The sequence below is a fragment of the Nocardia concava NBRC 100430 genome, assembly GCF_000308815.1.
In the GTDB taxonomy this organism is placed as follows: domain Bacteria; phylum Actinomycetota; class Actinomycetes; order Mycobacteriales; family Mycobacteriaceae; genus Nocardia; species Nocardia concava.
This window is the reverse complement of record NZ_BAFX01000150.1, coordinates 84,736-97,328: the sequence shown is the minus strand read 5'-3', so window position 1 is coordinate 97,328 and position 12,593 is coordinate 84,736. Positions and strand designations below refer to the sequence as shown.

General features: G+C 69.1%; 12 protein-coding genes. 9 read left to right on the top strand and 3 right to left on the bottom strand.

What is annotated here, in order from left to right:
- The first annotated feature begins 141 nt into the window (after nucleotides 1-141).
- Nucleotides 142-1,608 (top strand): CCA tRNA nucleotidyltransferase, encoded by a 1,467-nt coding sequence (locus tag ON43_RS34950; RefSeq protein WP_040814460.1) that lies wholly within the window; start codon nucleotides 142-144, stop codon nucleotides 1,606-1,608.
- Nucleotides 1,609-1,698: 90 nt separating this feature from the next.
- On the opposite strand, the gene ON43_RS34945 is transcribed toward ON43_RS34950, so the two are convergent.
- Nucleotides 1,699-2,526, bottom strand: a complete 828-nt coding sequence (locus tag ON43_RS34945) for a hypothetical protein (RefSeq protein ID WP_040814457.1) — start codon at nucleotides 2,524-2,526, stop codon at nucleotides 1,699-1,701.
- Nucleotides 2,527-2,666: 140 nt separating this feature from the next.
- Between ON43_RS34945 and ON43_RS34940 the strand changes: the two genes are divergently transcribed.
- From ON43_RS34940 to ON43_RS34920, 5 genes are read left to right on the top strand one after another with little or no spacing between them, the layout of a single operon-like run.
- Nucleotides 2,667-3,098 (top strand): TOBE domain-containing protein, encoded by a 432-nt coding sequence (locus ON43_RS34940; RefSeq protein ID WP_040814455.1) that lies wholly within the window; start codon nucleotides 2,667-2,669, stop codon nucleotides 3,096-3,098.
- Between the two features lie 20 nt (nucleotides 3,099-3,118).
- Nucleotides 3,119-3,865 (top strand): molybdate ABC transporter substrate-binding protein, encoded by a 747-nt coding sequence (gene modA, locus ON43_RS34935; RefSeq protein ID WP_040814543.1) that lies wholly within the window; start codon nucleotides 3,119-3,121, stop codon nucleotides 3,863-3,865.
- The gene (locus tag ON43_RS34930; RefSeq protein ID WP_040814453.1) at nucleotides 3,862-4,662 is read left to right on the top strand and encodes an ABC transporter permease; all 801 of its coding nucleotides are present in this window, start codon (nucleotides 3,862-3,864) and stop codon (nucleotides 4,660-4,662) included. Before modA ends, ON43_RS34930 begins: the two co-directional genes overlap by 4 nt.
- Nucleotides 4,663-4,672: 10 nt before the next feature.
- Entirely contained in the window at nucleotides 4,673-6,292 is a 1,620-nt protein-coding gene (locus ON43_RS34925) for a DUF885 domain-containing protein (RefSeq protein ID WP_040814451.1), read from the top strand.
- Complete coding sequence (locus tag ON43_RS34920; protein ID WP_083913965.1) at nucleotides 6,285-7,487, top strand: sulfate/molybdate ABC transporter ATP-binding protein; 1,203 nt, start codon at nucleotides 6,285-6,287, stop codon at nucleotides 7,485-7,487. The genes ON43_RS34925 and ON43_RS34920 overlap by 8 nt, the downstream gene beginning before the upstream one ends.
- Nucleotides 7,488-7,503: 16 nt before the next feature.
- Here ON43_RS34920 and ON43_RS34915 read toward each other — a convergent pair whose 3' ends face one another.
- Nucleotides 7,504-8,409 carry an NAD-dependent epimerase/dehydratase family protein gene (locus ON43_RS34915; RefSeq protein ID WP_218003441.1) on the bottom strand — a complete coding sequence of 302 codons (906 nt, stop codon included), beginning with the start codon at nucleotides 8,407-8,409 and terminating at the stop codon, nucleotides 7,504-7,506.
- Between the two features lie 136 nt (nucleotides 8,410-8,545).
- On the opposite strand from ON43_RS34915, the gene ON43_RS34910 reads away from it, so the two are divergent.
- From ON43_RS34910 to ON43_RS34900, 3 genes are read left to right on the top strand one after another with little or no spacing between them, the layout of a single operon-like run.
- A complete protein-coding gene (locus ON43_RS34910) occupies nucleotides 8,546-9,298 on the top strand; it encodes a LamB/YcsF family protein (protein WP_040814447.1) in 753 nt (250 codons plus the stop codon).
- A gap of 15 nt (nucleotides 9,299-9,313) precedes the next feature.
- On the top strand, nucleotides 9,314-10,033 hold the full coding sequence (locus ON43_RS34905; RefSeq protein WP_051179639.1) for a 5-oxoprolinase subunit B family protein: 720 nt from the start codon (nucleotides 9,314-9,316) through the stop codon (nucleotides 10,031-10,033).
- On the top strand, nucleotides 10,030-10,914 hold the full coding sequence (locus tag ON43_RS34900; RefSeq protein WP_245568875.1) for a 5-oxoprolinase subunit C family protein: 885 nt from the start codon (nucleotides 10,030-10,032) through the stop codon (nucleotides 10,912-10,914). Before ON43_RS34905 ends, ON43_RS34900 begins: the two co-directional genes overlap by 4 nt.
- Before the next feature lie 7 nt (nucleotides 10,915-10,921).
- On the opposite strand, the gene ON43_RS34895 is transcribed toward ON43_RS34900, so the two are convergent.
- Complete coding sequence (locus ON43_RS34895) at nucleotides 10,922-12,574, bottom strand: glycoside hydrolase family 183 protein (protein ID WP_040814445.1); 1,653 nt, start codon at nucleotides 12,572-12,574, stop codon at nucleotides 10,922-10,924.
- Nucleotides 12,575-12,593: the final 19 nt, after the last annotated feature.

Below are 12,593 nucleotides of genomic sequence, written 5' to 3'. Positions count from 1 at the left end.
CGCCCCACCGCGGTGCCTCCCATATATACAGAGCTCTCGCAGCAGGTAGACGCCGGTCACGGGGCGGCACGCCGGGTACTTACCGCGGGTGGCCGGATGCTTTTCGGGGATCGGACACCCGAGCGACTAAGCTCCGTCCTCGTGGTTTCGCCGAAGTCCGAGGAAGCAGCCGTGGAGGATCGTCGTACTCGCCTGCTGGCGGCGGCGGCGATAACTCTGGGACGGCTCTCGGATGTGCTGACCCCGTTGGGCGAATTGTTCGCCCAGCACAATCACCAGCTGTATCTGGTCGGCGGCAGCGTGCGCGACGCGGTGCTGGGCCGGCTCGGCACCGATCTGGACTTCACCACCGATGCCCGCCCCGAGGTCGTGCAGGAGATGATGCGCGGCTGGGCCGACAATCTCTGGGACACCGGCGGCCTGGCCTTCGGCACGGTCAGCGCGTCCAAGGACGGTCAGCAGCTGGAGATCACCACCTTCCGCAGCGACTCCTACGACCGGGTCTCGCGCAATCCGGAGGTGACCTTCGGCGACACCCTCGAGGGTGATCTGGTGCGCCGCGACTTCCGGGTGAACGCCATGGCCGTGCGCATCGGCGAACTGGGCGAGCTGGAATTCGTGGATCCGCTGGGCGGGATCGAGGACCTGCTGGCCGGGGTGCTGGATACGCCTGCGCTGCCGCATGATTCGTTCCAGGACGATCCGCTGCGCATGCTGCGCGCCGCGCGCTTCGTCTCGCAGCTGGGTTTCGAGCTGGCCCCGCGGGTGCGGGCGGCCATTGTCGAGATGGCCCCGGAGATCGACCGCATCACCGCGGAGCGGGTGCACACCGAGCTGGACAAGCTGATCGGCGGCGAATACCCGACCGACGGCATCGACATCATGGTCGAGACCGGCCTGGCCGAGCGGGTGCTGCCCGAGGTGCCGGCGATGCAGTTGGAGATCGACGAGCATCACCAGCACAAGGACGTCTACCAGCATTCGCTGACCGTGCTGCGCCAGGCCATCGATCAGGAGCAGGGCGATCCGGATCTGGTGCTGCGCTGGGCCGCGCTGCTGCACGACATCGGCAAGCCGCCCACCAAGCGCAATGAGCCCGGCGGCGGCGTGAGCTTCCACCACCACGAGGTGGTGGGCGCGAAGATGGTGCGAAAGCGCCTGCGCGCCTTGAAGTATCCCAAGCAGTTCACCGAGGACGTGGCGCGGCTGGTGTACCTGCACCTGCGCTTCCACGGCTACGGCAAGGGCCAGTGGACCGATTCGGCGGTGCGCCGCTACGTGACCGACGCCGGGGACCTGCTCCCCCGCCTGCACAAGCTGGTCCGCGCCGACTGCACCACCCGCAACAAGCGCCGCGCCGCGCTGCTGCGTTCGACCTACGACGATCTGGAGGTCCGGATCGCGCGGCTGGCCGAGCAGGAGGATCTGGCGCGGGTGCGCCCGGATCTGGACGGCAACGCCATCATGGAACTGCTCGACCTGCAGCCGGGTCCGGATGTCGGCAAGGCGTGGCGCTTCCTCAAGGAGCTGCGCCTGGACCGGGGACCGATGTCCCGCGACGAGGCCGAGGCCGCGCTGCTCGAGTGGTGGCCGACCCAGAAGTCCTAGGCCCCTCGTCATTCCGGCGCGCTTTTGGCCGGAATCCACTGCAGCAGGATGGATCCCGGCCAAAAACGTGCCGGGATGACGGGGTGGATCTCAGAAGACGATGAGCGTCGTGCCCGCGACGATGGCCGAGCGGATCTGCGCCAGATCGAACGATCCGGTGATCGCGGGCAGGTCGGCGGCGAAGATGACGTGATCGCCGACGCGCTGTGCCCGGCTGATCCGCGCCTCACTGGGCAAGCCGGTCAAGGGGATCGGATTGAGTGTGGTGAATCGCTTGGGCGCCCGCACTTTTCGCCAGTGCGCCTGATGCACGGTGATCGACAGGACATTGTCGGTGACCTCGGCCTCGGCGAGCGCTTTGATCCTGCGGCGGCGGTGCCTGGCCAGGATCAGCCCGTCGGGAGCGGGTGTCAGCTCCCAGTCGGGCTGCCACCCGTTGATCCAGTCCAGCAGCGCCGCAAGCGATATCACGCCATTGAGGTCGAGCTGTGAGGTCCGCACCTTGGTGGGCACACCGGGCACCAGCCGCACGCCGTGCGCGATGACGGTCAGTTCCTCGATGGGATGCCGGTTCCAGTGCAGCCCGGTGAGCACGGTCTTGGTCTGGAAATGCGCCCCGCGCCGACGCACCTTGAGCGTGTGCAGCGTGGCCCGCAGATCGTGGCCGAGCAGGGTGGCGCTGACCTCCTGCCCGCCGAACTGGCTGAGGATCCCCTCCGAGAGCAGCGTCATGAGCACATCGGGCATCAGCGCGGTGACCGTCCCGGCGCCGAAGTCAGCGGCTGGTTCGAGCCAGGCCGTGGTGAAACTCGTCCACTGATCCAGCCAGCTCTGGTCGAACAAGCGTCTTCCGAGGTCCATGCCCAGGTCCACCGCGCGCAGAGGTGACCAGGCCTTCGGATCGAAATACGTGGCCATGATTGCTTCGAGCGTACCGGCGCGTTCAGGGGGTGTGGGTGTCGGAAACGTGAACAGGAACACCAATTCCTGTCGTGTGATCCGTATCTACGGATATATACGATTAGTAGTTCCGCATCTGCGGACATATCCTTCCCTATATGCCCGAAATTCGGATTCGCGACGCCGCCCAGCTGCTGGGCGTCAGCGACGACACCGTGCGCCGCTGGATCGACAGCGGAACGTTGTCTGCCCGCAAGGACGAGTCCGGTCGCCTGGTGGTGGATGGCAAGCAGCTCGCGGAATTGGCCGTCGAGCAGGCCCGCACTCCGCAGACCCGGATGGGTAGTGCCAGTTCGGCACGCAATCGGTTTCCGGGACTGGTCACCAGGGTGGTGGCCGATACCGTGATGGCACAGGTGGAGATGCAATGCGGACCGTTCACAGTCGTTTCGTTGATGAGCAGCGAGTCGGTGCGCGACCTGGGCTTGCAGCCGGGGAGCGTGGCGTGGGCGAGCGTCAAGGCCACCACGGTAGTAGTCGAGACGGCCGCCACGGTGTCCGATTCAAGGGAAAGCGGCGGCACGGCCTAGTTTCCAAGTCCGGTGCGGCGCTGGCCGCGACCGCGGTGCTGGGCGCGGGCCTGCTGTCGGGCTGTGGCTCCGACTCCTCGACGAGCAGTGACACGAAGACCATCACGGTCTTCGCCGCCGCCTCGCTCAAGCAGGTCTTCACCCAGCTCGGCACCCAGTACGAGACCGCGCACCCCGGCACCAAGGTGACCTTCTCCTTCGCCGGTTCCTCGGATCTGGTGGCGCAGTTGAACAATGGCGCGCCCGCCGACGTCTTCGCCTCCGCCGACCAGAACAATATGGACAAGGCGGTGAAGGGCGGCCGGATCACCGACAAGCCGCAGACCTTCGCCACCAATACGCTGACCATCGTGACGCCGCCCGGCAATCCGGCGCACATCAACTCGCTGGCAGACCTGTCGCAGTCCGGGCTGCGGCTGGTGGTGTGCGCGCCGCAGGTGCCGTGCGGTTCGGCCACCAAGAAGGTCACCACCGATGCGGGCGTGGCGATTTCACCGGTCAGCGAGGAATCCTCGGTGACCGACGTGCTGGCCAAGGTGACCTCCGGTCAGGCCGACGCCGGACTGGTCTACGTCACCGATGCCACCGGCGCGGGCAGCAAGGTGCAGACCGTGAACTTCCCGGAGTCGGCCAAGGCCGTCAACACCTATCCGATTGCCACCGTGGCGGATTCGAAGAACGCCGCAGCGGCCGAGGACTTCGTCACGCTGGTCACCGGTCCGGACGGCCAGAAGGCGTTGCAGCAGGCGGGTTTCGGCAAGCCGTGATCAAACCTCCGGTCTGGCTACTGCTTCCGGCGGCCCTCGGCTTCGTGCTGGTGGCCGGTCCGCTGGTGGCCCTGACCGGTGCGGTGGACCGGTCGCACTTCTTCGCCCTGATCACCTCCGAATCCTCGCGGGTGGCACTGGAGTTGAGCCTGCGCACCTCGCTCGCCGCCGCCGTGCTGTGCGTCCTGCTGGGCGTGCCCATGGCGGCGGTACTGGCCCGCTTCCGGTGGCGGTCGATGCCGGTGCTGCGCGCACTGGTGTTGCTGCCCTTGGTTTTACCGCCGGTGGTCGGTGGTCTGGCGCTGCTGTACCTGTTCGGCAGGCACGGTCTGCTGGGCCGGGAGCTGGAGTCGATGGGTATTCGCATCGCGTTCAGCACGACGGCCGTGGTGCTGGCGCAGACCTTCGTGGCCCTGCCCTTCCTGGTGATCACCCTCGAGGGTGCGATGCGGACCGCGGGCGACCGCTACGAGCGAATCGCCGCGACGCTCGGCGCGCGCCCGTCCATCGTGTGGTGGCGGGTGACACTGCCGCTACTGCGCCCCGCGTTGGTCTCGGGCACGATCCTGGCCTTCGCGCGGGCGCTCGGCGAATTCGGCGCGACGCTCACCTTCGCGGGCAGCCTGCAGGGAAAGACGCGCACCCTGCCACTGGAGATCTACCTGCAGCGCGAATCCGATCCCGATGCCGCCGTGGCGCTCTCGCTGCTCCTGGTGCTGGTGGCGGCCGTGATCGTGCTGGTTGCCTACCGCCGCCCGGGTCTCGCCGCGGACCGGGTGCCCGCCGGTGCGAGCTAGCGTGGCTGGCATGTCGTCGATTTTCGTGCCCCGTGCGCAGCGCATTGTCGATGCGCTGCTGACCGCCGATCCGCACCTGGCCGCCTCGGTCGGTGATCACCGGTCCGACGATCGGCTCCCCGACTTCTCGCGGGCCGCGGTGCGCGGCCGGGTCGCCATGCTCCGGGAGGCCTCGCACGCGCTCGCCGAGATCGACGACGAGGACCTGGGCCCCGAGGACCGGGTCGATCTGGCGCTGCTGCAGCAGCGGGTGGACGGCATGCTCTTCGAGCTCTCCGATACCCGCGAGCACGAGTGGAATCCCCTGCTGCACAATCCCGGACCGCTGCTCTATCACCTGCTGGCGCGTCCGTTCGCGCCCGCCGAGGTGCGGCTGGAGGCGCTGCGCGCCCGGCTCACGGCGCTGCCCGACGCACTGGCCACGGCGCGTTCGGTGCTCACCGATTCACCCCGCGTGCACGTTGAGACCGCGATCGCGCAGTTCGGCGGGGTGGCCGCGCTGATTCGCGAGCAGGTGCCGGAGCTGGCGGGCGAGGCGCCGGGCTTCGAGATCGAACCGGCTGCGGCCGAGGCGATCTCGGCGCTGGGCGAATTCACCGGCTGGCTCACCGAACGGCTGGACGGCTCCGACCGCGATCCGCGCCTGGGGCGGCGGATGTGGGAGGCCAAGCTCTGGCACACCCTCGACACCAATCTGAGTTCGCGGGAGATCCTGGAGCGCGCCCACCAGCACCTCGACCTGCTGACCGGCGAAATCCGCGCCGCCGCAGGGGAACTGCTGGGTGTCGTCAATCCGGACGACGAGACCGTGCGCAAGGCGATCGACCACCTGTCGGGTGAGCATCCCGCCGACGACACCGTGGTGGCGGTCGCGGCGGACGCGCTGGCCGAGGCCACCGCCTTCGTCCGCGACCACGGTCTGGCGAGCCTGGTCGACGATCCGCTGGTGATCCAGGAGATGCCGGAGTTCGCGCGCGGTGTCGCGGTGGCCTACTGCGATCCGGTCGGCCCGCTCGAAACGGCCGCGCTGCCAACCTTCTTCGCCATCGCGCCCACCCCGGCGGACTGGTCGTCCGACCGCGTGACCTCGTTCTACCGCGAATACAACAACCACATGATGCGCAATCTGACCGTGCACGAGGCCATGCCCGGTCACTATCTCCAGCTCGCCCAGGCCCGCCGATTCCGCGGCACCACCCCGATCCGCGCCCTGTGCTGGAGCGGCACCTTCATCGAGGGCTGGGCCGTGTACGCCGAAAAACTCATGGCGGACACCGGATTCGGCGGCCTCCCGTTGCGCCTGCAACAGCTGAAGTCGCATCTGCGCATGACCATCAACGCCATCCTCGACCAGTCGGTGCACTGCGAGGGGATGACGCGGGCCGAGGCCATGCGCCTCATGCTGGACCGCGGTTTCCAGGAGGAGGGCGAGGCCGCGGGCAAATGGCGGCGCACCCTGCTCAGCTCCACCCAGCTCTCCACCTATTTCGTCGGCTACACCGAGGTCGCCGCCCTGGCCGCCGACCGCCCCTCGGTCACCTCTCCGCGCGACTGGCACGACGCCATGCTCGCCCACGGCTCCCCCGCCCCGCGCCACCTGCGCACCCTGCTCGGTGTCGATGATGGGTGACGAGACGACTGCCCGGATCGGCGGCGGCGCCACCGGTTTCGGCCACGGCCCGCGAAGCGCCCTCGTGCGTGGTTCCGAGCCGTCCCCCACGAGCGGATTGCTGGTGGCGGCCACACTGTCGGATCGAGATTTCGACGTGGAGCTCGAAGTCCCGGACGGTCAGGTGCTCGCAGTGCTGGGCCCGAATGGCGCGGGCAAGTCCAGCCTGCTGGATATCGTTGCGGGCCTGACGGTTCCGGACAGCGGTGCGGTGCGCCTTGGTGACCGGGTGCTGACCGATATCGCGACGGGCGTCGCGGTGCCGCCGCATCGGCGCGGGGTCTCACTGCTGGCGCAGGACGCGTTGCTGTTCCCGCATCTCGCGGTGGTCGCGAATGTGGCCTTCGGCCCGCGCAGCCGGGGTATGCGTGGTCGTGCGGCGACGGCTCTCGCCCGGGACTGGCTTCGGGCCGTGGATGCGGATGAATTCGCGAACCGGTCGCCTGCTTCTTTGTCCGGCGGTCAGGCACAGCGGGTGGCGCTGGCTCGGGCGCTGGCGGTGCATCCGGAGATCCTGTTGCTCGACGAGCCCATGGCCGCGCTCGACGTGACCGCCGCCCCGGCCATGCGGGCGCTACTGCGCCGAGTTCTGCGCGAATCGGGCGGGCGCACGGACCGGCCCAAAGCGACGATTCTGGTGACGCACGACATCATCGACGCGGTGACGCTGGCTGACCGGGTCGCGGTGATCGAGGGTGGACGGGTCATCGAATCCGGTCCGGTGGCAACGGTATTGGCTCGACCCCGCAGTCGCTTCGCCGCCCGCATCGCGGGGGTCAACCTGATCCTGGGCACGGCGGCGAGCGGAGGCAGCACGGGTCTGGGCGCGGTCACGGAGGGCACGACCGAGGTTTTCGGCAGGTCCGAGGGCGACTGGCCGATCGGGGGCCGGGCGGCGGCGGTGTTCTCGCCGGTGGCCGTGGCGGTGCATCTGGAGCATCCGGAGGGCAGTCCGCGCAATGTGTTTCGGGTGCGGGTGGCCGAGCTGGAGGATCGCGGCGGCCTGGTGCGGGTGCGGGCATTCGACGGCCCGGGCGCGGCCGCGGGCCTGGCGGCGGATCTGACTCCCGCCGCCGTGGCGCAGTTGGGCGTGGCGCCCGGAATGGATGTGTATTTCGCGGTGAAGGCGACCGAGGTGGACGTCTACCCCTATTGATCGGGTAGTCCTGGATTCAGGCGGCGGCCAGTGCGCGCAGCCCGTCCGCGCAGGCCGGATACTGCGGCTTCCAGCCGAGTTCGTCCTTGGCCTTGGCATTGGAGACCAGCATGCTCGCGTGCGCCATCTCGTACAGGTACGACAGCGGCCGCAGCAGCAGGCCGGGCACCGTGGGCGGCTTGGGCGTGCCGAAGGTTTCGGCCACCAGCCGCACGTGCGCCCCGAAGCCGAGCGGTCCGTCGTCGACGATGTTGTAGGCCGAGCCGGGCACCCCGCCCTCGACGGCGTCGGCCACGGCCGCGCTCGCGTCGGCGAGGTTGATCCACGGCAGTACCCGCCCGTGGTCGTTGACGGCGGGCAGCCGCCGGTTTCGCAGCATCTCGACGATCGATTCGGTGCCGCCCTTGCCGTAGAAGCAGCCGTACCGCAGCGAAATCCCTTCGATGCCGGGCGTATTCAGCATGAGGTCCTCTTTGACCCGCATGCCCTCGAGGTGCCGCGCGATGGGTCCCGCTCCGCCCTGGCCGAATTCGTCGTTCTCGGTGAGCACGTGGTCGCCGAAGTTCTTGTAGCCGTAGCCGAAGACCATGGATTCGGCGATGACGCGCCGCGCCCCGACCAGCTTGGCGGCCTCCATGAGATTGGCGGTGCCGGTGACCCGCAGGTCATCGGTGGCGAACATGTCCTTGTGCCGCATGGGCGCCTTGCGCAGCGCGGTGGCCGCGTGCACCACGGTGTCGACCCGCAGGCCCTCGACCGCGCGCAGCAACTGGTCGCGGTTCATGAGATCGGCGGCTACATCGTTGCCCATGCCGCGTCCGAGGGACAGCACGGTGTAGCCGTGGTTCCGCAGTGCGGTGGTGATGTGCCCGCCGAGGACTCCGCTCGCGCCGGCCAGGAGAACGTTCTTCGTGTCATTCATGTCCATGGGACAGGGGGTGCCCCTGGAAAGTGACACCACACCTGTGTGATCCATGACACAGTTTTGGGCGTGAGATTCTTGTCGCCGGATGCGGGTGCGCCCACAATCGGATCACGACGACAGCTGGAGGACGCATATGACGCTGGATCTGAACAGCGACCTCGGCGAGGGCTTCGGCGACTATGTGATGGCCGATGACGCCGCCATGCTGGACGTGGTCACCAGCGCGAACATCGCCTGCGGCTTCCACGCCGGGGATCCGGCCATCATGCGCCGCACCTGCGCGCTGGCCGTGGAGAAGGGCGTCCGCATCGGCGCGCACGTCGGCCATCGCGATCTGGCCGGTTTCGGCCGCCGCGCCATCGCCGTCACCCCGGCCGATCTGCGTGACGAGACGCTGTATCAGATCGGCGCGCTCGAGGGCTTCGCCCGAGCCGCCGGTGACCGGGTGTGCTACGTGAAACCCCATGGCGCGCTGTATCACCAGGCCGCCGCCGACCGCGCGCTCGCCGATGCCATTGTCGCCGCCATGCGCGATTTCGGCACCGCGCTGACGCTGCTCGGACCGGCCTCGACCGAACTCGAGCACGCCGCCGACGCGGCCGGAATCCCTTTCATCGGTGAGGGTTTCGCGGACCGCGCGTACACGCCGGAGGGCCTGCTCGCCCCGCGTGGCCTGCCGGGTTCGGTGCTCGACGCGGACGCGGCGGTGGCGCAGGCGCTGTCGATCGCCCGCGACGGCAAGGCCACCAGCGTGGAGGGCGGCACGGTGGCGGTGTCCGCGGCGAGCATCTGCGTGCACGGCGACACACCGGCGGCGGTCGAGATGGCACGCCGGATTCGCGCCGCGCTCGACGAATCCGGCACGCCCGTCCGGGCTTTCGCCTGAGTGGGGTGAGCGGTCATGACCGATCCCGAGTTCTCCGATATCGCCGGTGAGGTGCGGGCGGCGGGTGACCGTGCGCTGCTGGTGATTCCGCCGGTGCGCGCCATGGTCGCGGATCTGGTGTCGGCCTTGCGCACCCGTCCGGCCGGAGTGGTGGATGTACTGCCCGCCGCCGAAACCGTGCTCGTCACGCTGACCTCGCCCGCCGTCGCGGAGAAAGTACGAAAACAACTGCTGGCCTTGCTCGCTCACCTCGACGCGGCGGCACGGGTCAGCGCGGGCGGTCGCGAACTGCCCGGGCGGCCGGATCGCGTCCGCCGCTTCATGGACGTAGACGATGCTCCGAGCGAACCCCTGGAAGTCCCGGTCCGCTATGACGGTGCTGATCTCGCCGAGGTGGCCCGCCTGCTGGGCCTGACCACCGCCGAGGTGATCGCCCAGCACACCGGCACCGTATGGCGTTGTGCCTTCGTGGGATTCGCGCCGGGCTTCGGCTATCTGGAATCTCCGGACGGCCGGCTGAGCGTGCCGCGGCGCACCCAGTCGCGGACCGCCATCCCCGCGGGTGCGGTGGCGCTCGCGGGTGGCTATTCGGCGGTCTACCCGCGCAGCAGTCCTGGCGGCTGGCAGCTGATCGGCACCACCGAACTCCCGATGTGGCAGGTGGATCGGGATCCGCCCGCCCTGGTGCGTGCGGGCACCGGGGTGCGATTCGTGAATGTGGGGGCGCGCTCATGAACACGCCGGAAATGCCCGAGCCCGGTTTACGGGTGGAGCGGGTGGGACCGCTGGCCACCATTCAGGATCTGGGCCGCCCGGGCTGGTTCGACTCCGGGGTCGGCACCGCGGGTGCCGCGGATCGCGCCTCGCTGCGGCTGGCCAATCGGCTGGTCGGGAATCCGGAGGGCGCGGCCGGCATCGAGGTGCTGCTGGGCGGCCTGGAGTTGGTGGCGCAGCGGCATGTGACGGTCGCGGTGACGGGTGCGTCGGCCCCCGTCACCGTCGACGACCGCCCGATGGGTCCGGCCAGTGTGCTGGAAATGGAAGAGGGCCAACGGCTTCGGATGGGATACGCGGCCACCGGGCTGCGCACCTATGTGGCGGTGCGCGGCGGTATCGAGGTCGCGCCGGTGCTGGGTTCCCGCAGTCGCGACACCCTCTCGGGCATCGGCCCCGATCCCCTGCGATCCGGGGACCTGCTGCCGGTGGGGAAGCCGCCGCGCAGCTGGCCGATCGTGGATGTCGCGCCGGTGCCCGCGCTCGGCAACGACCTGCTCACGGTGCGTGCCGTGCCCGGCCCGCGCGCCGACTGGTTCGCCGATGCCGCGGCGCTTTTCGCCGGTGAGTGGTCGGTGTCCTCGGATACCGATCGGATCGGCGCGCGCCTGGACCGCCGCAGCGGGCCGGACCTGCGGCGCAGCGTTCCCGGCGAATTGCCCACGGAGGGTATGGCATTGGGCTCGGTCCAGGTGCCGCCGAGCGGGCAGCCGGTGGTATTTCTCGCCGATCACCCCATCACCGGCGGCTATCCGGTGATCGCCGTGGTGGTGGACGCGGACGTGGACACCGTCGCGCAGGCCCGGCCGGGTCAGGCGCTGCGGTTCCGGAGGATCGAATAATGCTGCGTCACTTCAGCTTCGCGTGCATCAGATACACGTTGTAGCTGTTCCAGGCCGACATGGTGAAGTACAGATCCTTCCCGGTCGACCACGGATGGATGTATCCGCCGTAGGTCGACGGATAGTCGTCGGTGTCGACCAGTGTGACCGGATCGGTCCACGTCCCTTGCGGTTCCGCGGCGGTGCGCAGCACGATGGCGTGCCGGTCCAGGTCCAGATCGAGCATCTGCCACTGCCCGCTGGACTCGTCGTAGCGCACCGAGAGCTCCCCGGCCGTCCCGGAAACCAGTGGCGTGGCCAGTAATTCGTCGGGTCCGATCGCGGGCACCCACGTGTTGTTGATCCAGTACTGGTAGGCCGACTTGTTGAGCACCTGATCCGACGCCACCCGCGCCAGCCCGATGGTCCCGAAACGCCCATTGGGTGTGCCGAACATGTAGACGTACCCGTCGTGCGGCGCCATGCCCATGACCTGGAACCGCCCGAGCCCGAAGAAGTTGTCCCAGCGCGCCCATTCGGATTTGGTCCAAGTGCTGCCGCCGTCGTCGGACCAGGCCAGACCGCCCAGATTGGTCCACCACATGCCGGGCTTGTGGCGGCTCCAGCGGGCCACCGACATATAGGTGAGGTACTGCCGCCCGTCGAGCGCGAAACCCGAGGTGGGGATGGTGGTGATCTCGAAGTTGTCGACCTTGCGGCTGCCCAGGATCTCGGCCGCGTGGCAGCGGCTGTCCTGGGCGAAGGTGTCCAGCTTCAGCCCCTCGGACAGATCGCGATTGCTGCTGAAGGCGATGGTGTTGCTGCGCCAGTCCTGGTCCCCGGTGCCCGCGGCGGGCGGCTCCCACCCCTTGCCGAAGGTGTCGCCGAATGCGACCGCGATCTGTCCGGGCTTGGTCTCCCACAGGATTCCGAGGTCGGTGCCGTCCACCGACCAGCGCATATCCGTGCGATTGGTCGACCCGTGCCCGGTCACCTGGTTCACCAGGGTCAGCGAGTCGAGCTCGCCGGGGGCCACGGGCGCGGCGACCGGAGCGGGGGCCGGAGGCTGCATGGCCGGAGCGGGCTGGGCTTGCGGTTCCTCCGGCTCGCCGCCGGGCGTCGGAATCGGGACGGTCTCGGGGATCTGATCGAACTGCACCTTCGGCAGCTGCGGCAGTTGCGGCAGAGACGACGGCTGCGGCGCGGGGGATGGCTGCGGAGAGGGCGGCTCGTCGGCACCCGGATCGCCGGACGAGTCCGCTGGATCGGCGGGCGGATCGACCGGATCATCCGAGGGTGCAACGATTTCCGGCTTGGGGCTCTGGTCATTGCGAATGTCCGGGCACGGATTGGCGCACGGATCCTCGGGCAGCGGCGCGGGCTCGATCCGGGTGTTGTCCTGCCGCGGCCCCGGGATCTCGACCGGCGTGAACTGCGGGACCGGGATCTGGATGTGAATCGTATTGTCCGGCGCGGGTGGCGGAGGTGGCGGCGGCGCGTTCGGATCCGGCTCGCGGGCCAGCGGATCGAATTTCGTTTCGCCGCAGTCGTTCATCTGCGGCGGCTGCCACGGAGCCAGGGGCCCGGCGGTGGCGGGTGCGCCGGGCAGCAGCATGAGCGCCAAGACGGCCGCGCCCGAGAGTGCCAGGGCGGCAGTCGGTCTGGAGCGTGCCGTACGCATCCCTGCCACCGTAACCGGC

Coding starts and splice junctions, on each gene's coding strand:
- ON43_RS34905 (WP_051179639.1), top strand. CDS start 9,314: ATGACCGATCCCGAGTTCTCCGATATCGCCGGTGAGGTGCGGGCGGCG.
- ON43_RS34895 (WP_040814445.1), bottom strand. CDS start 12,574: ATGCGTACGGCACGCTCCAGACCGACTGCCGCCCTGGCACTCTCGGGC.
- ON43_RS34900 (WP_245568875.1), top strand. CDS start 10,030: ATGAACACGCCGGAAATGCCCGAGCCCGGTTTACGGGTGGAGCGGGTG.
- ON43_RS34915 (WP_218003441.1), bottom strand. CDS start 8,409: ATGAATGACACGAAGAACGTTCTCCTGGCCGGCGCGAGCGGAGTCCTC.
- ON43_RS34925 (WP_040814451.1), top strand. CDS start 4,673: ATGTCGTCGATTTTCGTGCCCCGTGCGCAGCGCATTGTCGATGCGCTG.
- ON43_RS34945 (WP_040814457.1), bottom strand. CDS start 2,526: ATGGCCACGTATTTCGATCCGAAGGCCTGGTCACCTCTGCGCGCGGTG.
- ON43_RS34920 (WP_083913965.1), top strand. CDS start 6,285: ATGGGTGACGAGACGACTGCCCGGATCGGCGGCGGCGCCACCGGTTTC.
- ON43_RS34910 (WP_040814447.1), top strand. CDS start 8,546: ATGACGCTGGATCTGAACAGCGACCTCGGCGAGGGCTTCGGCGACTAT.
- ON43_RS34940 (WP_040814455.1), top strand. CDS start 2,667: ATGCCCGAAATTCGGATTCGCGACGCCGCCCAGCTGCTGGGCGTCAGC.